Source organism: Methanosarcina barkeri MS, assembly GCF_000970025.1.
Taxonomy (GTDB): domain Archaea; phylum Halobacteriota; class Methanosarcinia; order Methanosarcinales; family Methanosarcinaceae; genus Methanosarcina; species Methanosarcina barkeri.
The window spans coordinates 2643372-2662787 of record NZ_CP009528.1 but is presented as its reverse complement, the minus strand read 5'-3'; the positions used below and the strand labels follow the sequence as shown (position 1 = coordinate 2662787).

Below are 19416 nucleotides of genomic sequence, written 5' to 3'. Positions count from 1 at the left end.
TCTGACCCCAGGGATCTGACCCGCGAGCCAGCAGGTTCCGAATTCAATCACTTAGAATTAAATGTTTTATTTTAGGGAGTTTTAACGATGGCAAAAAAGTTCACTAAGAAAGGAAGGGTTTCCAGGTCAGCAGGCAGATTCGGTGCCAGATACGGAAGAAAGGACAGAAAGCTTGTTGCAGACCTGGAAGAACGCATGCGAGCTCCGCATGTGTGTACAAAATGTGCCAGGCCTACCGTGAAGAGAATCGGGACCGGCATATGGAAATGCAGTAAGTGTGGACACACTTTTGCTGGCGGAACTTATATTCCTTATACCAGCGTCGGTCAGACTCTGCTGCGTACGATGAAGAATGTTGCTGAGGCAAAGTAATATCTTAGGGTTGTGGTTGTATGGGTTATAAATGCACTCGATGTAAACAGAAAGTGGAAATCGACTATGAGTACACAGGTATAAGGTGTCCATACTGTGGACACAGGATCCTGGTAAAAGAGCGTCCTACAACCATTAAACGCATTAAGGCCGAGTAAGAAATATGCTGGTTAACCCGGCAAGTAGAAGTATTAGATAAATTTATGGGCTTCTGTGAATAAGCCCTTCTATCTAATAATTTAATGTGTAGAAAAACGGAAAATAGGCGCTTTCTATCCAATAAATATACCAAACTCTATTTCTATTTTGAATTTCTATTTTGAATTTCTATTTTGAATTTCTATTTTGAATTTCTATTTTGAATTTCTATTTTGAATTTCTATTTTGAATTTCTATTTTGAATTTCTATTTTGAATTTCTATTTTGAATTTCTATTTTGAATTTCTATTTTGAATTTCTATTTTGAATTTCTATTTTGAATTTCTATTTTGAATTTCTATTTTGAATTTCTATTTTGAATTTCTATTTTGATTTTCTGCATCCAAGTCGTAGCAATAAGCAGTTGCTATGTTTTGTAATTTTTCAGGATATTGCAAAGTTCACAGATCTATATTCCTTTTTATAGTAATTTCTTTGCAGATCTCTTTCATTAAAAAAGGAGTATTCCCTTTTTTTTTCATCACTCATATCTCAGCGCGTCCACAGATTTCAGTTTTGAAGCCCTATATGCAGGAACCACTTCAAAAATCACTCCAGAGATCACGCTAATAAAGACAGCAAGAGTGAGTCCATAAATCCTCAGGCTTTACATTTCCAGCCCTTGTGTTCTTGATATTAAAAAAGCAAGGCAAATGTACTCGTTTTTCAGCCTTTATCGATGACCCATGTACATAAACAAAACAAGATAAATATAAAACACTAACCGAGGGAGAGAAAGTAATATATACTTCTAACTTGTCAGGGAAAGTATGCTGGTCACTTCTTCTCGAAAACCTTCTGCAAGAACTAGGTCACTTTGCAAGTTGCTCTCGCGGTTTATAGTTGGCAGGTGTATTCCACGCGGAAAAATGGGCATGCAGGAACTTCTGGAGTTTGAGGAGGGCGGTTCTCTCATAGTCATAGGAGAGTACCATGGAAATCCCGGGGAACTCAGCTTTTACGACGAAGCCGGAAAGCTCCTTTTTTCACTCAGATTTACGGACTGGTACTCCAAGGAGCTAGATTCTTACTGGTTTTCCGATATCGAGCCCAGGCTTACAGGTCAGGGAGATATTGTGGACTCCTTTGAGTCTTTTTTCCATTTTTTAAGGGTCGAAAGCGATAAAATTGATCGACTTTCTCCCAGTTCCACATTAATAGTGATTGGAGAAAAGGATATCGAGTTTATGGGTAGTGGCAAGTCCCTTTTTAAGTTTAATCTCCGGGGTTTTAAAAAGTATTGACTTCCAAACCCTTATATTTAAAGCCGAATTTTATAAATTGATTTTTTATGATAAGAGTCCTTATGATAAGAGTCCTTATGATAAGAATCTTAAGACAATTCTCATAGGAAATTCAAAACCGATTTTTCCCTTACTTACTTCAAAAACATCCCAAGAAGATTTATCCGGAGGAATTCCTTGAAACTTTTCGCAGAATTTACTTTTGAAACTGAAACTGCAGAAACGATCTATAGGGCTCTCCTGCCCGAACTCGATGACAATTTTTCACAACGGTCTGCAATAGACCTGTCCCTTGAAGATGCAAATAAGCTGGTACTCCGCGTAGAAGCTAAAGATGTGGTTTCTCTGCGTTCAGCACTGAATACCTGGTTCAGGCTTATCCAGATTGCCCAGGAAGTCCTTGAAACCACTTATGAAGTCAGTTGTTAGTTCTCACAAGCCTTTTCGAAAAAGCAAGCCTTTTGAAAAAACTGCTTGCCTGCAAACCTTTTAAAAAAAGCTTGAGTGAAAATGTCGTGACAGTATGATCAACCGGCCAAATGGTTACGGACTAACGCTTGTTCTCAAAAGGGTTGGTTTACGAATACAGGCACGGGTGTTTTCTTTTTTTGTAGTTATAAATTATCAAGTTAATTTTTCCGTGTCTGTCAGGTTATAGCAAAAATTTGGACAATTAACAAAATCACATAAAATATGTGAATTTCTATGAGTGGCGATGTGGAAGATAAAAATAAAAGAAGATACAAAACAAAAAAATTTAATGAGATTTCGTTTAAGCTTGTTTAATTCCGGCAAGCAAATAGAAAAGTTATTCAAGCATTGCGGAATTTATGTTAGGGCTGGAGGTTCGCTTCAATTCATTTTTAACATTTTAAACCTCTTTTTTGGGCTCTTTTTTCCTTCTGAGCTTTTTCTGCCTTTTATTTTTCACGTTTTTAGTGATTATGTGCGCCGGATTTTTTTGATTTGGGGCCTTTGTTTGGCCTGAAAGCCCTTTCCGGGCATTTCTTGGAATCGGTTTTCCCGTGCACTTCAAAACCCAGGCTGAAACATTCGCCTTTTAGCTCATCAATAGCCGTATAGAATCTACAATCTTGGCATGTAGGCATTCGGATTACTACCTCCAGTTATATGAAGGCCACCTGGTCTTAGTCCCAGAGTGTTTGCCCGGATACAACCTCTGAAGCAAGAGATCGCTTCTTATCAGATATCTTAAGTATGGATGTATCCTCTAAATAATATGTATCTGTAAATAAAACATTTTTGGTAGACTACCAGAATGCAGGTAAGGATCAGGATCTTATCAACAGCTGGAAAATTACAATAACTGACTGAAGTTATTTATACTTATATCCAGAAAGCTTTTGCCGGTTATTTATCATTTGCTTGCCATCTATTTGCGGTTATTTTGTAGCTATTTATTGACGACTTGATTACTATTTGATGACGATTTGATTACTATTTGATGACGATTAACTGTTTGATGACGATTTGATAACTGTTTGATGACTATCTGCCGGCCCCTGCAGGTTATTTGCCAGTTTTCTATCGGTTATTTTATACTGCTTACCAGCTCTGGATACTGCACTTTTTTGTTAATGATCGTGTTTCCAGAAAAGTGTATTTAGATGGATTAACGTTTTTCGACAGCGATGAGGTATTCATGGAGCAAGGAGTTTTACCGAACTGATCCTTACGTCGATCCTTAAGTCAAATATCTTCGTAGTCCTCGAATTCAACATCAAGCACGGGAAGATCGTTTACTTCTCCTTCCCTATTATAACATGTCCAGCTTTGACTATTATAGGGGTGGCCAACTATAATATGGCAGTTGCCTGTTTTCGAAAAAAGACGCAGGTCAGCCTGTGAAGGGCTGCGGTTCGGGCCTGGATGGCTGTGGACTGAACCTGCGGCTTTAATGTTCGGCATCATATAGAGTCTGAGAACAGCATTTGAATCACTGGATTCCGTGCCAGGTAATATAAGAACTTCAGTGATAATGCCATCTTTTTCCTGCAAAAGTCCGGCAAATTCCTGGGGAGCCATGGATTTACTAGCCTCCAGGATAAAATTAAGAGTATCACGAGCTATTCCTTTAATTTGCATAATGGACTATTCTTCTTAAATAATATATCTTTTCTGCGGTAATGATGCGGAGCGCATTAATTCTCGCCGGCCGAATTTTTTGCAATTCAATTGATCAGGATTCTAGGGATTGAAAAGGCTGTCAGTAAACATAGATTAAGGTAGCTGGTTCAGGTCAGTAAATTAAAGTCTGTTGGTTCAGTATACCAGTTTCATAATTCTAGCCAGTGGGTTTATCTACGGCCTGCGTAGACTATTATGCAGGAAAGTTTATTTCTTAAAATTTAATAGGACTAAGGCTGTGCTAACAACAATAAGATTCTCTGAAAGTTTTAGTTCTTAGAACTTAATCGCGTTAAGGCTTTGCTATGATATTAAGGTAAGTATTGTCAGGGGGTACTGCGATCAAAAATATGCACTCAGACTCAGGGCTGGAAACTGATCTGAAAAAGAACTTTGAAAAAGATCTGGAAAAAAATTCCAAAATAACTCTGGAAAAGGATTCAGGAACGGATCTGAAAAAACACCAGGAAAAAAATGGTGATGAACACACATCCTTATATCAGGAATCACTTGCTGTGCACCGACGGCTTGGGGGTGTGCTGGAGGTTGCCAGTAAAGTTAGCCTTCAAACTATACACGATCTCAGTGTCGCCTACACACCAGGAGTTGCCGAGCCGTGCAGGAAGATAATCAAGGACCCGGAACTTGTCTACCTCTATACCCTGAAGAGAAATACTATTGCTGTTGTCACTGACGGATCGGCAGTTTTGGGGCTCGGGAATATAGGACCTTATGCTGCGCTGCCTGTTATGGAGGGAAAGGCAATAATTTTCAAAGAATTTGCAGGCATTGATGCTTTTCCGATCTGCCTGGACACACAGGAAACCGAAGAAGTAATAAAAGCGGTAAAGCATCTGGCTCCCGCATTTGGGGGCATTAACCTTGAAGACATCAGTGCTCCTCGTTGCTTTGAAATCGAGAGTAGGCTGCGTGAAGAACTCGATCTGCCAGTTATGCACGATGACCAGCATGGGACAGCCATTGTAGTTTTTGCCGGACTTCTCAATGCCCTTAAAATTGTGAATAAAAAGTTAAATGAACTACATATAGTGATTTCAGGACTGGGAGCTGCAGGAGTAGCAATTTTCCGTTTTCTGGTTCGGGCAGGAGCAAACCCGTCAAGGATTCTTGTCTGTGACATTAAAGGACTCGTGTATGAGGGCCGGAAAAACGGTATGAACCCAGTAAAAGAAGAAGTTGCCAGGCTCACAAATCCTGAAAAATTGAAAGGAAGGCTTGAAAATGCTTTTCAGGGTGCTGACCTTTTTATCGGAGTCTCTGTGGGGGGCATAGTCAGTGAGGAAATGGTTCAATCCATGGCAAAAGATGCAATTGTAATGGCTATGGCAAACCCTCTACCTGAGATAATGCCTGATACCGCAAAGCGAGCAGGAGCAAGGGTTGTTGCTACGGGCAGGTCGGATTTTCCAAACCAGCTTAATAACTGCTTGAGCTTTCCTGGGGTTTTCAAAGGAGCTCTCAGCACCTGTGCAAGGAAAATAACACCTGAGATGGAAATGGCTGCAGCCCGTGCGCTTGCTGAGGTTGTAACGATCAACGAACTTTCTGAAGATCACATAATTCCTGATCCCCTTGACAGGCGTGTAGTGCCTGCGGTTGCAAAAGCTGTTGCAAGTGCATCACTTGAGAGCTGTGTTGCAAGGAAGAGCCACGAAGACAGGGTTTGATATGGCTGAATTTCGGCTAAAAGTCCGGTATCCGGACAAATTTTCTGCCTTTTTTACCTTTTCACTTTTTGTTTTTTACCTTTTCACTTTTTGTTTTTTACTTTCTCACCTTTCTTCTTCCCTCGTAGAAGTCCTTGAGTATGATGCTGTCAGGATTGTTTCTTATTCTTTCTCTTAATTTCAGGCTTACATACTAATTTTCAAGACCAATCTTCAAGACCAATCTTCAAGACCAATCTTCAAGACCAATCTTCAAGACCAATCTTCAAGACCAATCTTCCGAACGATTGTTTCACAAATAATTTGAACCTAAATTACATATTTTTTCTGTCAGGAAAATTGGGGAATATGAAATGAACTGCAATGAACTGAGGGCTGGCCAAACTCTTGTTTGTGAGAGATGCGGGCTTGAGCTTAAAGTAGTAAATGAGTGCACGAACGATAGCTGCTCTGTAGGCTGTACTGGTGATATGGACTGCTGCGGAGAGCCAATGAAACTGAAGGAGTAAGTAAAAGATTAAAGTGAAAGAGTAAAAACAAAAAAGCAAGCGAGTAAACTCCCAGCGTATATGAAAGTAAATTAATATAAAATTACTGTGTTGAATCCTTAGTTTTAGGATCCTTTTCTTATAAATCATTCTTCCGATAATTTTTTCTTTTCCTCTGATTATTACCTTCTTTTTTCGTTCGATCTATATTTCGTCAGTATTTAAATAAAAGTTTTAAAGCTTTTGATACAATGATATCAAATAATGTTAATAAATAAACTTAAATAAGAATAAAAAACTTTGATATTGTATTTGTTAAATCAGAATCTAAAGACACAGACACGAGTTGTAAATAATTTGTATAGAGAGTGTTTCTACAAACTTGAAAATATATAATTAAAATATTTTTTGTAATAACTTAATAATTTCAGATTTCTACAAATCAAAAAATACATTTAACCGCATAAAACAGTTAAAATTTATATATATTACATACATTATATTCTATAACTTTATTTTAATATATAATTCGTAATATATAAATTAGCACTTTATATGTACAAATATAGTAACTATTCAGCCACTTATAAAAAAGTATGTTTTGGAGCAAAATGCTTCAATTCTCAGGCTAATAACGGCGCTCCCTTGAGCGCCGTTAGAATAGCATCCATAACATTCATTTCATTCTTTTTAATTGATGATATGTATGCCCTAATTCTGCAGAAAGCTACCGCTCCTTCTATACTTCGGAAAGTTCCCGAAATTTCTCTGTTGTAGCTTCATCATTCTGATATCCCGCTCTGCTTGATTGTTATCAAACGCAACTCTCAGGTTATTAAGAAATTTCAGAATCTGTTCCTTGTGTACTATGAACCTATCAAGGAGATTCTTTGCTTTTGTTTGTGCTGTTCTTCCTCTCTTTTTGACCTGATCCTTTGAAGGATCAGGTGGTGGATTTTCTATAATTCCTTCTTGTATTATTGCGTCGTATATTTGCTCAAATTCTCGGACTTTTTCAGGATCTATTGGAATTTCCATCTCTCTACATTCATCAGTATACTTCTTCATCTCACTGAGAAGTTCATTTATCTTTTTAGCCCATTGCTGCTCAAAACTCTCTTCAATCCCAGTAAGTTCCCGCTTAAGATGAGCATTGCACAGGGCATGTTCACATCCATACTTGTTGTATGAAGAATATCCATCATGAACTGCTACTCCCTTGTATTGCGGAAGAAATCCCAGAGCATCCATTGCTTCTGTCCCTCTTTTAGGATGAGGAAAATAATATGTCCACAAATTGTTTGAGACAACATGAAGCCACCATTTAGTCCCCAAAACTCTCATTCCTGTCTCATCACAATGGGCAGAATGGGAAGTTAATAGATGTTCCATAGCAGCTTTTTCGAAAGGTTCCAGGTTCTGGAAACATTCTTTTTCCGCTCTTCTTATGGTAGCTGGGCTGATACGTATACCGTAGAAGTCCTCTACTAAATCACAAGTCCTTTCATATGGAAGCAATTGATAGTTCCTCAAATACAGCATCGAGGCTAAAAGACGAGGCCCATATTGAATCGGGAATTTTATAGACTCTGGAAAAGAACCTTTGTTAACTTTCCCGCAGTGAGGACACTTCTTGATTTCACAACGATGTTCAGTATATATGATTTGCACAGGAGGAATTTCAATTTCTTGTCTGCGTTCATAATCCTGAACTTCAGTATTTTCAAGATGATGACCACAATTTTCGCAGCAGTCAGGAGAATGGCATATGATCTAATCAGGATTTTCAACCATTTCAAGAGTCTTTCCAGGATGACCTTTTTGGCCACCAACTTTTTTGCCGCTACTCTTGCGGAGACCCTTAGGTTTAGGTTTTTCGTTACAAAAAACATCAGTAGAAGGAGGTTTACTGCTATTTTGGCTGTTTTGATTCAAACGAGACTCTAAAACCCTTACACGTTCTTCAAGTTCAGCAATCCGAGAATCTTGTTTCTCTATGATAGACTCAAGTCTCTGGATGACAGAAATAACTGCTTCAGGACCAGCTTCATAAATTTCAAGGATCTCTTCACGTGTAAGCATGATATTGAAAAAAGAAGGTTATTTTATATGCAATTTTTCCTCTTTCCGAGGAAAAATTGCTTTTACCAAAGCTATGGCTGAATAGTTACCAAATATAAAGCTATCGAGTGAAAATATGCTTAATGAGATCCTTACGTCAATGCGTCCTAAACAGTGGTACAAGAATTTTGTACTATTTGCAGGGATAATTTTTTCATTAAATTTATTCAATGTCCATATGTGGATTACTTTATTTTTCTCATTCATTATTTTCTGCATGTTGTCTGGATCTGAATATATTTTTAATGATATAATGGATAAAGAAAGAGATAAAATCCATCCTATAAAACGCAACCGTCCCATCGCTTCAGGAAAATTACATGTACTACATGCTTTTATTTTTGCGACACTTATGGTTTTTTCGGCATTAGTGGGAGCATACCTAATAAACGTCCAATTTTTTGTGGTCTCCTTAGCTTATTTTCTATTAATTGTTTTCTACTCATTATTCCTTAAACATATTGCTATTGTTGATGTCCTTACTATTTCCATGGGTTTTGTTATAAGGGCAATTGCAGGCTGTTTTGCAATAAAAGTTTTCGTTTCTTCCTGGTTAATTATATGCACCTTTTTGGTCGCGCTTTTTCTTGCACTTGGCAAAAGAAGGCATGAACTTATGTTATTGGAAAATGGTGCAATTAGCCATCGCAAAGTTCTAAATGATTTTTCAATAGATCTGCTGGAGAAAATGATGACTATAGTTACGAGTGCGTTGATAATGTCTTATTCTCTTTATACATTTCTTTCAAATAATACCTGGATGATGCTGACAATCCCTATAATAATTTACGGGATATTCAGATATATTTTTCTTGTTCATTCTAAAAATGCAGGTGGAGAACCGGAAATTTTGTTTAAGGATATTGGAATGCTAACATGCATAATTTTATGGGTGATTTCAACAGTAGGAATAATTTACGTAAAAAAATGAGACTTAGACCTGGAAAATTTAGACCGAGAAAATATATGGCAAAATTCGATTTCATGTTCATTTAGGTTATCTTCAGACAGAAATACTAAACATTAAAAATATTGCAAAGATATACCAGTTAAGAAAGCAGAGAGACTGACATGATATTGTTATTCCTGCCACCTTATTTACCTGATTAAATCTACTTGGATAATATTAATTCGCCTTATAGGGGCTTTATTCTGTGAAATACGATTTACATGTGCATACGTCTTACTCAAAAAAATGTGGCTACACAAACCCTAAAAATGCTGTCAAAGCTGCAGTTAAATACGGACTGGATGGTATTGCTATAACAGACCATGATACGATTAAAGGTGCGCTACAAGCTAAAGAATATAGTCCAGGGTTTTTTGATGTGATAATAGGCTCTGAAATAACTACCAATAGAGGTGAAATAATTGGACTATTTCTATCTGAGGATATCAAGAGCAATAAATTTGAATCAGTAGTATCCGAAATCAAAAACCAAAATGGACTCGCTGTTGTCCCACATCCTTTTGATGCATTACGAAAGTCTGCTTTTCATCCAGAAGCAGAAGACGTCGAGATTTTAGATGGCATTGAGAGTTTTAATTCGAGATGTACCTTAAAAAAATATAATGATATTGCTGAAAACTTTGCCAATAAATATAATTTAATGAAAACGGCAGGCAGCGATGCTCATTTTCCATCTGAAATTGGAAATGCAGGAATTATTACTGAGAATTGCGATATCGTAGATGCGATCAGAAAAAGAGACCTCACTGTGTTTGGAAGAAAGTCTTCTGTGTTAAATCATGCACTCACTAAATCCTTAAAATTGATGAGGACGATTTGATGAAGAATTTACTCTACATAATAGTTGCCGTCTGTATTTCAAGTCTCGGGCAGATTTTATTGAGACGTGGTATGAGCGGATCTGGTTTTGAGTTATCCGTATTAGATGCCACTACAATAATTAATTTGATAAAAAATTTCTATGTGATGAGTGGGCTATTTGTTTACGGATTGAGTTTTATCCTGTGGCTATATGTACTGTCACGCGTGCAGGTGAGCTATGCATACCCATTTGTGAGTTTAAGCTATCCGATCGTGATGATATTAAGTAATGTCTTTTTAAAAGAGCCTTTAGGAAAAGGATTATGGATTGGCGTTTTTTTCATATTAATTGGGACAACTATTATTGGGGTAACATATGGTAGGTGGGACTCATGAAAAAAACTAGCAGTGAAGTTCCTATTAGTAGAGAAAATAGCGTGAATATCAGTAAGTATGCACAAAAGCAGAATAAATATCCAGATCTTAATATTATACTTTTTTATTTATTAAATATTATTAGATCTAAATACAGTTTACCTTTTTGTTTATCAATACTCATGCTTTTATATATGCAAACTGTCAAACCAGTGATAATAGGTGACGGTCATGAATATTTTGCTATGACAATATCGTTGTTTAATCATTTATCTCTTGATTTGCAGCCAGCTGATATTGCAATGCGGGCAGCTATAGAACAGAGCCGTGGTATATATTTTCCGCCTACGCAAGATTATTATGGATATGCTAAAGCTCTCAATGGAAATTATTACCCAATTCATTTTTGGGCTTATTCACTTGCAAGCTTACCTTTTCTTTTTATTCTTCATTTTTTTAATATTAATGAGCTTTCAAGTCTTCAAATAACCAATGCTGTCCTTTTACTAGCTAGTTTTTGGGTAATAACTTACTGTTTTGAGGATAAACTTCAAAGACTTATAATGCTTGCTTTTTCAGTAGTTAATCCGATAGTGTTGTATATCGGTTGGACAGGTGCAGAGGTTTTCTCATATTCATTTGTGGTAATGGCGATTTCATTTGCTGTAGCAAAAAAGTACAATTTAGCTGTACTATTATCATCAATTGCTTCACTGCAAAATCCACCAATTATAATGTTTACACTATATCTAATATATCTTGGCTTAAGAGACTCAAATTTTGATTTTAATAACTTAAAAAAACTAATTTTAAGTTCTGCTATTACAGTAGTTCCATATATTTTTTATATGATCTATTACCATGTGCCAAATTTAATTGTTAGTTCTGGTGTATCTACCTTTAGTAATATGAGTATTAGTAAATTCATTAATTTATTCACTGATCTTAATTTTGGTATGATTTTATATATACCAGTGCTATTTATTCTAGCTGTCATAGCACTATTTATCGGAGTAAAGAAAAAAGATGATAAAATTATTTTCCTGTGGGTAACGATCGTTCTCATGGTAACTATAACAACCACACAGGGTAACTGGAACCCAGGGATTATGTATATCCATCGATATTGCACGTATATGATACCGGTAATTACTTTAATTGTTTTATACTCTCTAAAATATTATTCTTCAGTATTGTCTGCAAGACTTTTGGGTATTACTTTGATTATTGGATTTACATTATCGTTTTTTACGATATCAGGGTGTATGCATGATTATGACTATTCTAATTATGTTAAATTCAGTAAACTCTCACAATATGCTATCGTATGTGCTCCTGAATTAAGCAACCCACCATATGAAAATTTTGGAGAAAGATCCATAGGTGAAGAAGTAGACTATACTAAAAATCTACCTATTTTATTTGTATATGATGGAAATGTACGCAAAATATTGACTGATTATGCCCACATAACAGATATAGAAAAGTTCATAGAACCAGAATACAAAAATGAAACGATAAAGAGTATTGAAAAATCTGGTATAGGCTATATAAATTCACATGAAATAATACTACCTTCATATGTAGATAGTAGTAAAATACGTATTTTATATCATTGGAAAGACGATAAATATGTGACTTACGCAACCAATGCCTAAAATCAAATATAAAAACCGATTTGTAGAAATCCTTAATTTTAGCCAAAATGGATCTATAATTTTTTGTTTATGTTAAAGTTAATAACCTAGATTCGGCAAGTAAACATATATGTTAATATAATTAATTTTCATATCTTTTTCCTGATCTTATATGTTAATATAATTAATTTCCATATCTATTTCTTGATCTTTCATGGCAGATAAAAGCAATAGTAGAAGAGTTGAATCTTCAATAAAGTGTACAAGATTCTTAGGTCGCCTTTGTCTCATTGCTGGAGTTTTCCGAGAGCTTGAAGTTGACAAACTGATCGATGAGAAACTTCCTAATGAACGATATCACAAGTTTCCTCATTCCATCTGCATCCTTGCAATGGTACTCAATGGCCTTGGTTTTCTAGGGCAACGTCTGTACCTGTTTCTTGATTATTTAGGACTATTTCTATAGAAAGACTTACCAGTATTCGTTCTTCATAAATAGAAAATTAGTAGAGTTTATGGCCTAATGATTTGAACAAAGTTAAGCAAAAATACAAAATTTTGGAGAAAATAATGAGCGAAATTCAAAAAAAGTTTGATGAAATTTCAAAAAAGTATGATCAGCAGAGAAAGAAGTTTATACCTTGTTTCGACGATTTTTATAGAGTATCGGTATCCATGGCATCCGTAAACATGGAAAATCCAAAAATACTGGATATAGGGGCTGGAACAGGACTTTTATCAGCGTTTTTGATGGAAAGATATCCAGATGCCTCATTTACCCTTATTGATATCTCGGAGAAGATGCTGGATGTAGCAAAAGACCGGTTTAAAGGGAACTCAAACGTAAAATATATTGTAGCAGATTATTCAAAGTATTCTTTCGTCGAAAAGTATGATATGGTAGTGTCTGCTCTATCTATCCATCATCTGGAAGATGAGGAGAAACAGAAACTCTATAAAAAAAGTTACTCTCTTCTTGAACAAAACGGGATTATTATTAATGCCGATCAAGTACATGGAGAAACTTCTTTCATAGAAACCCTCAACAAAAAGATCTGGAAACATTATGTCGAGAATAGTGGTTTGTCCGAAGAAGAAATCCTCGCTGGGTATGAAAGAACTAAGCTTGACAAGGATTCAACATTAGATCAACAAATCAACTGGCTTAAAGAAGCAGGATTTTTTGATGTTAGTTGCATATATAAATTCTATCAATTTGCAGTGATGTTTGGGAGAAAATATATAGTTTCGGGCTTATCGTAACCGCGAATTCTATTCTATTTTCACTTACATTCGGCTTTGCAATGTCAATATAAAAAGATCTATATAAAAATGTCAGTATAATATTAACCCGAGGGATAAAACTCAAAATAAGAATGAAAATTCACAATTTTCGGCTTTTCTTTTTAAGGATAAGTTACAATACTAATTCAAAGGAGATAAAATATGTCATCAGACTTAATAGATTATTTCAACAAATCGCCCAGGCTTGGAGTTCTCAGCACAGCAAGCACTGACGGAAAGGTAAATTCAGCTGTCTTTGGATCACCTCAAATGATCGATGAAAATACTGTAATCGCGGCAACGGCTGATAACCGCACCTTTGCAAACCTCCAAGAAAATCCATATGCCTTGTATACGATCATGGAACCTGGAGATTCAATCACGGAGTGGAAGGGCATCAGGGTTTATATGAAACTTAAAGAGTGTGCGACGTCCGGGGAGTTGCTTGATATGATCCGAAATGAAGCCGCAAAGTTCGTAGGTGAGGAAGGCGCGGAGATGATATATGCTGCACTTACCTTTGAAATCTATGAGGTCAGACCCTTGGTAGATTTAGGACAGGGTTGGGAGAAGTCAATCTGAATTTATAATTCGCAGAATTGAATCGTGGAAGGACTACAAATTAAGTGGAAGGATTACATGTCAAATTTTCCATTCTTCTTTGTAAGTCTACAATTGATTGTTTTCCGGATCTGTAATCCTTCACTCTGCGCTGCTTGCCCACACCACGGCTAGATATTTTCTATCAAACGTTTTTAAAAAACTTGTATTTTATCACGTAGTAAGGGGTTTTCGCTCAAGCCTTTTTTTAAAAGGCTTGCAGGCAAGCAGTTTTTTTAAAAAGGTTCGCTTTTTCAAAAAGACTTGTTGAAAAAGCTTGTATTTTCGTTATTTACTCCTTTTAATCTCTTCCAGTATGCTCTTCTGCGTTTCTGCAATCTCTTTTAATGTTGCATTGATCTCTGCCATTATTTCGGTTGTGTTTTTTACTATCTTTACTTCCGGAATTTCTGCAGGAGAGCTTTCGTTTTGCTCCATTTCTTCTTCCTGGAGTTCCCGTAAGAGTTGTCCCATTGCTCCAAACTCACGGCTCTTGTCATAGCTGGTTATCGTTTTATCTTTTTGATCCATGGCTTTAACAATGCTGCAAAATGTAGAAATAATTTCCGATCTACTACGAAATCCATTTTTTTCGGGTCAAATAAGTCTGGATTTTCAGTTTGGACTTGAAATCTGGATATAAATTCGTAGTCTCTTTTCTATGTTAAACGTTTGGATACTATTTACTAGAAATGACTAAAAAAATCCGTTTTTCATTATTAAGAGTCAAGTTTAAATAGAACTGTAACATTATATTATATGGGCAGTGGGGAAAATAGCGTATGTAACGGGATCTCTCTAAATTGAATAAAACCTCTATCATGAACCCCCCACACCCTACTATCTATAAAAAAGATAATTTTTTGAAATATTCCTAAATATTCCTAAATATTCCTAAATATTCCTAAATATTCCTAAATATTCCTAAATGTTTCTAAATGTTTCTAAATGTTTCCATTTGTACTCTATTTTTCGATATTTTCTGCGGGAGGCTTACGCTTCAATGAGTCAATGTACCTCTATGGGTTCTTATTATCTCATAATATAAATATTAATAGTCATTGACAGATAGGTTAAGCAATTCAAAGCTTATGCCACTGTATTCTTAACGTGAAGTAAACTTATCTAGAATTGTTTTATTGTCACTATCTTTTTTCTGGTATATTAGAGTCCATAATTACGAAGGCTCATAAAACAAAAACTTTATATGCAAATTTTACGTACTTCTTCCAGGCAGCATTGTACATAGATGAACATCATCTTTCCCGTGGCGTAAAATCACGGTGAAATACTTTAAAATAGATTTTCAGATTCTCAAAATGACTTTAATAAATAGCTTGAGAATTCAAATTCTTTTCAACTTTAATTATTTCCTTCTAGATTTATCAAACTGTTAAAATATTACCCTGAATTCGAGATGAGTTTATTGACTGATAAAAAGTTATTAATGGGTAATGAAGCCATTGCACTTGGAGCTATGGAAGCCGGCGTCCAGGTGGTTACAGGGTATCCCGGAACACCCTCGACCGAAGCTCTGGAGACAATTGCCCGGTATGCAAACAGGTGTGGAATCTATACCGAGTGGTCCAGCAACGAAAAAGTTGCACTTGAAACGGCCGCTGGAGCAGCTTATTCCGGGGCAAAAGCGCTTGTGACCATGAAACAGGTAGGGCTAAACGTTGCATCCGACCCTCTTATGAGCCTGAGCTATATTGGGGTAAAAGGAGCTCTTGTCCTGCTCGTTGCCGATGATCCCGGGCCTCATTCTTCCCAGACTGAACAGGATACTCGGGCTTTCGGGCACTTTGCAAATATTCCTGTCCTTGACCCGGCAACCCCTCAGGAAGCCTACGAACTGACAAAGCTTGCTTTTGAGCTTTCGCATGAGTTCGAAATTCCTATTATCCTGAGAACCACCACTCGGGTCTCACACAGCTGCGGGGATGTCGTGGTCGAAGCTGCAGAACCTGTTCCGGTTGAAGCCATTGAGGAGGGTTTTGTAAAGGATAGGCGCTGGACAATCTTTCCGAAGCTTACTGCCGAACGGCACCCCTGGCTTGAAAGTGTGCAGGAAAAGCTTTCCGAACGCTTTTCCGAGCTTTCCTTCAATTCGGTAGCGGGATCGGGAAAAATCGGGATTATTGCTTCAGGCGTTTCAGCCCTTTACGTAAAGGAGGCTATCGAAGCTGTTAGGGGTTTTGAAGAGTTGTTTACACTCTTCAGGGTAGGGACAGTATATCCGTTTCCGGAAAAGGCAGCTCTTTCTTTCCTGAAAGGCATTGACCGGCTGCTCGTTGCCGAGGAGCTTGACCCTTACCTAGAAGAACAGGCGCTCCAACTTATAGGAAAAGCACATCTGCCTGTTGATGTTTATGGAAAGAAGAACGGCTTTTTCCCTGTGAGCGGGGAATACAATGTGGATATTGTTATTGACAGCCTCAACCGCGCACTTGCAGCGTATGGAGAGAGTTTACGCCTTTCTCATGCTTCTCCTGCCGTCTCAAGAGAAAAGCTTCCTCCTCTTCCAATTCGGGCCCCTGCTCTCTGTGCCGGTTGTATGCACAGAGCCGTTTTTTACGCTTTCAAGCAGGCTGCAAAACAGCTTAAAAAAGAGTCTCAAACTGATACGATTTTCTCAGGGGACATTGGCTGCTACACCCTTGGAAATGCTTATCCCCTTAACATGGTCGATACCTGCCTCTGCATGGGTGCAGGGATAAGCCTTGCAGGAGGGCTCTACCATACGAACCCGAAGACAAAACAGGTGGCCTTTATCGGTGATTCTACTTTTTTCCACTCAGGTATTCCTGCAGTGATAAACGCTGTCTATAACGGAGCTAACATCACCCTTGCAGTGCTTGACAACCGTACAACTGCAATGACAGGACACCAACCCCATCCTGGCGTAGGCATAACCGCACTCGGAAATGTTTCAAAAGCTATTGATATTGCAGACGTAGTTCGGAGCTGCGGGGTTGAGTACGTAAAGATAGTAAATACTGTAGACCCGGACAGCCTTGAGAGCTGCATAAAAGCCGCAAAGGAAGCCATGAATTTCAATGGACCGTCGGTTCTGGTCTTCAAAGGCAAGTGTGTAGGGATTACAAAACCAGACAAATATTACAAAATAAATCCTGAAGCCTGCACAGGCTGTGGTTTCTGTATAAAAGAACTCGGCTGCCCTGTAATTAACCTTGATGGGGATAAGCCTGTCATACAGGACAACTGCAGCGGCTGCGGGCTCTGTGCACAGATCTGCCCTTCAGAAGCCATCTGTATAGGAGGCGTAAAGCTGTGAAATATGATATTCTTATTGTAGGCGTTGGTGGGCAGGGTGTTGTGCTTGCTTCCCGCTTGCTTGCACTCGCTGCGATGAAAGCCGGATTCCACGTAAGCACTGCCGAAACCATAGGCATGTCTCAAAGGGAAGGTTCGGTTAGCAGCCATATAAGGATAGGAGACAAAGTTTCCGGGTCACTTATTCCCATTGGACAGGCAGACCTGCTTTTAGGCCTGGAACCTGCAGAAACCGTACGAAACCTGCCTTTTCTTAAGGAGGGCGGAAAGGTTCTGGTAAATACCCATGCTATCCCACCGGCATCAAGGCCGCCTGGAAGCCCTGAGTATGACCCTGCAGCTTTGCTCTCATTTTTGCGTGCATACTACCCTGATATTCTCTGCTCCGATTTTACGGAACTTGCAGACAAGGTAGGGACATACAGGGCTGCAAACGTTGCAATGCTTGGAGCGGCTGCAGGCGCACGAGTATTACCTTTTCAGGAAGAAATTCTAAAGGCAGTACTGGATGCCGAAATCCCTGAAAAATACAGGGCTGTAAACGATGCCGCATTCGAGCGTGCAAGGAAATGTATTAGATCTGTCTCCGGCACCTGAACTGGGGAGCAGAAGGTGAAATGACATGTATGAAGCATCCACTGAAGCTGAACTTGATCCCAATGTACAGCTTTACCATCCCAAAATCTCGGAAGAAGATACCTTTGCAAAATTGAAGGCACTGCTGAAGCGCGTAGTTGAAAATAGTCCTTTTTACCAGAAAAAGTTCAGGGAAGCAAATGTCGATATCGAGGACATAAGGTCGCTTGATGACCTGAAACTTCTTCCCTTTACGAATAAAGAAGAACTCAGGGACGCTTACCCTCTTGGGTTACAGTCCGTGCCTGACTCGGAAGTCGTAAGGATCCATTCCTCGTCCGGGACTACAGGAAAACCCATAATTATTCCTTACACCCGAAAAGATGTGGATGTCTGGGCCGAGATGATGATGCGCTGCTACATGCTGGCAGGCCTTACCAATCAGGACAGGATCCAGATTACTCCAGGGTACGGGCTCTGGACTGCGGGAATAGGGTTCCAGCTTGGGGCTGAACGCCTGGGAGCAATGGCCATACCTACAGGCCCGGGAAATACCGAAAAACAGCTCGAACTGTTTGTTGACCTGAAGTCCACAGCCCTTGCAAGCACTTCTTCTTATGCGCTTTTGCTTGCCGAAGAAATTGAAAAGCGTGGGCTTAAGTCCCAGATTCAGCTCAGAAAAGGCATTATAGGTTCGGAGCGCTGGAGTGAAAAGATGCGCAGCCGAATCGAAACTGAGCTGGGAATCGAGACTTTTGATATTTACGGGCTGACCGAGATCTACGGTCCAGGAATCGGCCTTGATTGTTCTTTCCATGAGGGTATGCATTACTGGTCCGACTACCTGCTCTTTGAGGTAATCGATCCCATTACGGGCGAGAAGCTTCCTGACGGCACGCTTGGAGAACTTGTAATCACGACTCTTACAAAAGAAGGAGCTCCCCTCATCCGCTACAGGACAAGGGACCTGACCCGGATAATTCCTGGACTCTGTAAATGCGGTTGTCCTTTCCCGAGAATTGACAGGATACTTGGCAGGTCAGACGACCGCATAAAGTTCAAGGCTGTAAATATTTATCCAGGCCAGATCGAAGACCTTGTCCAGAGGATTCCTGGTGTAAGTAGCGAATACCAGATCCTTCTTACCCGTAAGGACGGAAGGGACAGCATGATTTTCAAGGTCGAGATCGAAGGCGCAGAAGATCCTTCAAAGAAAGCAAAAACCGAAAAAGCTCTCAAAAAAGCCTTCAAGGACTTTATAGGTGTAACCGTGGACGTTGTGGGTGTAAAGATCGGAGAACTTCCCCGCAGTATGAAAAAGACAAAAAGAGTAATTGATGAAAGGGAACTGTGAAATCCCCTTTTGACCTTTCATCCCTAATTTCTTCTTTTATTTAACCCATATTTTACTTGTTTTTTATCAAGTACTTTTCACTTGTTTTTTATCAGTCAACTTTTCAATCGTTTTCTATCAACCCATTTTTCACTTGTTTTTATCAGTCAACTTTTCAATCGTTTTCTATCAACCCACTTTTCACTTGTTTGTTCCTTATTCATTTTTACTTGCTTTTCTCATCAACCGACTAATTCCTTAACTGTCATTATTTTTTACTCGGC

General features: G+C 38.4%; 18 protein-coding genes and 2 pseudogenes. 16 read left to right on the top strand and 4 right to left on the bottom strand.

The window, feature by feature from the left end; all coding sequences use genetic code 11:
• Window positions 1-87 precede the first annotated feature (87 nt).
• From MSBRM_RS10720 to MSBRM_RS10710, 4 genes are all read left to right on the top strand, one after another.
• Window positions 88-372: a 50S ribosomal protein L37ae gene (locus tag MSBRM_RS10720; protein WP_048117020.1), complete on the top strand. Its 285-nt coding sequence runs from the start codon at window positions 88-90 to the stop codon at window positions 370-372.
• Window positions 373-392: 20 nt separating this feature from the next.
• On the top strand, window positions 393-530 hold the full coding sequence (locus tag MSBRM_RS19565; protein ID WP_011021777.1) for a DNA-directed RNA polymerase subunit P: 138 nt from the start codon (window positions 393-395) through the stop codon (window positions 528-530).
• A gap of 810 nt (window positions 531-1340) precedes the next feature.
• A complete protein-coding gene (locus tag MSBRM_RS10715) occupies window positions 1341-1814 on the top strand; it encodes an rRNA maturation protein (protein ID WP_048155673.1) in 474 nt (157 codons plus the stop codon).
• Window positions 1815-1991: 177 nt separating this feature from the next.
• Window positions 1992-2243, top strand: a complete 252-nt coding sequence (locus tag MSBRM_RS10710) for a KEOPS complex subunit Pcc1 (RefSeq protein WP_048117024.1) — start codon at window positions 1992-1994, stop codon at window positions 2241-2243.
• 506 nt (window positions 2244-2749) lie between these two features.
• Here MSBRM_RS10710 and MSBRM_RS20865 read toward each other — a convergent pair.
• Both MSBRM_RS20865 and MSBRM_RS10705 read right to left on the bottom strand, forming a co-directional pair.
• Window positions 2750-2923: a hypothetical protein gene (locus MSBRM_RS20865; RefSeq protein ID WP_176722113.1), complete on the bottom strand. Its 174-nt coding sequence runs from the start codon at window positions 2921-2923 to the stop codon at window positions 2750-2752.
• Between the two features lie 601 nt (window positions 2924-3524).
• Complete coding sequence (locus MSBRM_RS10705) at window positions 3525-3920, bottom strand: Mov34/MPN/PAD-1 family protein (RefSeq protein ID WP_048117025.1); 396 nt, start codon at window positions 3918-3920, stop codon at window positions 3525-3527.
• A gap of 392 nt (window positions 3921-4312) precedes the next feature.
• On the opposite strand from MSBRM_RS10705, the gene MSBRM_RS10700 reads away from it, so the two are divergent.
• Both MSBRM_RS10700 and MSBRM_RS20860 read left to right on the top strand, forming a co-directional pair.
• Window positions 4313-5650, top strand: coding sequence for an NAD(P)-dependent malic enzyme (locus tag MSBRM_RS10700; protein WP_080943702.1), 1338 nt, complete (start codon window positions 4313-4315; stop codon window positions 5648-5650).
• A gap of 353 nt (window positions 5651-6003) precedes the next feature.
• A complete protein-coding gene (locus tag MSBRM_RS20860; protein WP_176722114.1) occupies window positions 6004-6159 on the top strand; it encodes a hypothetical protein in 156 nt (51 codons plus the stop codon).
• A gap of 602 nt (window positions 6160-6761) precedes the next feature.
• Here the strand turns inward: MSBRM_RS20860 and tnpC are convergent.
• Window positions 6762-8220 (bottom strand): annotated as a pseudogene (tnpC, locus tag MSBRM_RS10695) (IS66 family transposase).
• Between the two features lie 115 nt (window positions 8221-8335).
• On the opposite strand from tnpC, the gene MSBRM_RS10685 reads away from it, so the two are divergent.
• From MSBRM_RS10685 to MSBRM_RS10660, 7 genes and pseudogenes are all read left to right on the top strand, one after another.
• Complete coding sequence (locus tag MSBRM_RS10685) at window positions 8336-9190, top strand: decaprenyl-phosphate phosphoribosyltransferase (RefSeq protein WP_048117027.1); 855 nt, start codon at window positions 8336-8338, stop codon at window positions 9188-9190.
• A gap of 223 nt (window positions 9191-9413) precedes the next feature.
• A complete protein-coding gene (locus MSBRM_RS10680) occupies window positions 9414-10049 on the top strand; it encodes a PHP domain-containing protein (protein ID WP_048117028.1) in 636 nt (211 codons plus the stop codon).
• The gene (locus tag MSBRM_RS10675; protein ID WP_048117029.1) at window positions 10049-10426 is read left to right on the top strand and encodes an EamA family transporter; all 378 of its coding nucleotides are present in this window, start codon (window positions 10049-10051) and stop codon (window positions 10424-10426) included. Before MSBRM_RS10680 ends, MSBRM_RS10675 begins: the two co-directional genes overlap by 1 nt.
• Window positions 10423-12063: a hypothetical protein gene (locus tag MSBRM_RS10670; RefSeq protein ID WP_048117030.1), complete on the top strand. Its 1641-nt coding sequence runs from the start codon at window positions 10423-10425 to the stop codon at window positions 12061-12063. Before MSBRM_RS10675 ends, MSBRM_RS10670 begins: the two co-directional genes overlap by 4 nt.
• A 193-nt stretch (window positions 12064-12256) precedes the next feature.
• Window positions 12257-12516, top strand: a pseudogene (locus MSBRM_RS19560) (DUF4277 domain-containing protein); the annotation flags it as partial.
• 96 nt (window positions 12517-12612) lie between these two features.
• Entirely contained in the window at window positions 12613-13305 is a 693-nt protein-coding gene (locus MSBRM_RS10665; protein WP_080941438.1) for a class I SAM-dependent methyltransferase, read from the top strand.
• Between the two features lie 183 nt (window positions 13306-13488).
• The gene (locus MSBRM_RS10660; protein ID WP_048117033.1) at window positions 13489-13908 is read left to right on the top strand and encodes a pyridoxamine 5'-phosphate oxidase family protein; all 420 of its coding nucleotides are present in this window, start codon (window positions 13489-13491) and stop codon (window positions 13906-13908) included.
• Between the two features lie 306 nt (window positions 13909-14214).
• Here MSBRM_RS10660 and MSBRM_RS10655 read toward each other — a convergent pair whose 3' ends face one another.
• Window positions 14215-14457, bottom strand: a complete 243-nt coding sequence (locus tag MSBRM_RS10655; RefSeq protein ID WP_048117036.1) for a hypothetical protein — start codon at window positions 14455-14457, stop codon at window positions 14215-14217.
• An 886-nt stretch (window positions 14458-15343) separates the two neighbouring features.
• Between MSBRM_RS10655 and iorA the strand changes: the two genes are divergently transcribed.
• Genes iorA through MSBRM_RS10640 form a run of 3 tightly spaced genes read left to right on the top strand, consistent with a single transcriptional unit; the run spans window position 15344 to window position 19153 of the window.
• On the top strand, window positions 15344-17224 hold the full coding sequence (gene iorA / locus MSBRM_RS10650) for an indolepyruvate ferredoxin oxidoreductase subunit alpha (protein WP_230668846.1): 1881 nt from the start codon (window positions 15344-15346) through the stop codon (window positions 17222-17224).
• Entirely contained in the window at window positions 17221-17820 is a 600-nt protein-coding gene (locus MSBRM_RS10645; RefSeq protein WP_048117040.1) for an indolepyruvate oxidoreductase subunit beta, read from the top strand. Before iorA ends, MSBRM_RS10645 begins: the two co-directional genes overlap by 4 nt.
• Before the next feature lie 25 nt (window positions 17821-17845).
• Window positions 17846-19153 carry a phenylacetate--CoA ligase family protein gene (locus MSBRM_RS10640; RefSeq protein WP_048117041.1) on the top strand — a complete coding sequence of 436 codons (1308 nt, stop codon included), beginning with the start codon at window positions 17846-17848 and terminating at the stop codon, window positions 19151-19153.
• Window positions 19154-19416: the final 263 nt, after the last annotated feature.

What these genes read in the sequence shown, in the direction of transcription:
- MSBRM_RS10705 (WP_048117025.1), bottom strand. Translation starts at nt 3,920, where the DNA reads ATGCAAATTAAAGGAATAGCTCGTGATACTCTTAATTTTATCCTGGAG.
- MSBRM_RS10660 (WP_048117033.1), top strand. Translation starts at nt 13,489, where the DNA reads ATGTCATCAGACTTAATAGATTATTTCAACAAATCGCCCAGGCTTGGA.
- MSBRM_RS10700 (WP_080943702.1), top strand. Translation starts at nt 4,313, where the DNA reads ATGCACTCAGACTCAGGGCTGGAAACTGATCTGAAAAAGAACTTTGAA.
- MSBRM_RS10640 (WP_048117041.1), top strand. Translation starts at nt 17,846, where the DNA reads ATGTATGAAGCATCCACTGAAGCTGAACTTGATCCCAATGTACAGCTT.
- MSBRM_RS20865 (WP_176722113.1), bottom strand. Translation starts at nt 2,923, where the DNA reads ATGCCTACATGCCAAGATTGTAGATTCTATACGGCTATTGATGAGCTA.
- MSBRM_RS10655 (WP_048117036.1), bottom strand. Translation starts at nt 14,457, where the DNA reads ATGGATCAAAAAGATAAAACGATAACCAGCTATGACAAGAGCCGTGAG.
- MSBRM_RS10665 (WP_080941438.1), top strand. Translation starts at nt 12,613, where the DNA reads ATGAGCGAAATTCAAAAAAAGTTTGATGAAATTTCAAAAAAGTATGAT.
- MSBRM_RS10715 (WP_048155673.1), top strand. Translation starts at nt 1,341, where the DNA reads ATGCTGGTCACTTCTTCTCGAAAACCTTCTGCAAGAACTAGGTCACTT.
- MSBRM_RS19565 (WP_011021777.1), top strand. Translation starts at nt 393, where the DNA reads ATGGGTTATAAATGCACTCGATGTAAACAGAAAGTGGAAATCGACTAT.
- MSBRM_RS20860 (WP_176722114.1), top strand. Translation starts at nt 6,004, where the DNA reads ATGAACTGCAATGAACTGAGGGCTGGCCAAACTCTTGTTTGTGAGAGA.
- MSBRM_RS10720 (WP_048117020.1), top strand. Translation starts at nt 88, where the DNA reads ATGGCAAAAAAGTTCACTAAGAAAGGAAGGGTTTCCAGGTCAGCAGGC.
- MSBRM_RS10675 (WP_048117029.1), top strand. Translation starts at nt 10,049, where the DNA reads ATGAAGAATTTACTCTACATAATAGTTGCCGTCTGTATTTCAAGTCTC.
- iorA (WP_230668846.1), top strand. Translation starts at nt 15,344, where the DNA reads ATGAGTTTATTGACTGATAAAAAGTTATTAATGGGTAATGAAGCCATT.
- MSBRM_RS10685 (WP_048117027.1), top strand. Translation starts at nt 8,336, where the DNA reads ATGCTTAATGAGATCCTTACGTCAATGCGTCCTAAACAGTGGTACAAG.
- MSBRM_RS10670 (WP_048117030.1), top strand. Translation starts at nt 10,423, where the DNA reads ATGAAAAAAACTAGCAGTGAAGTTCCTATTAGTAGAGAAAATAGCGTG.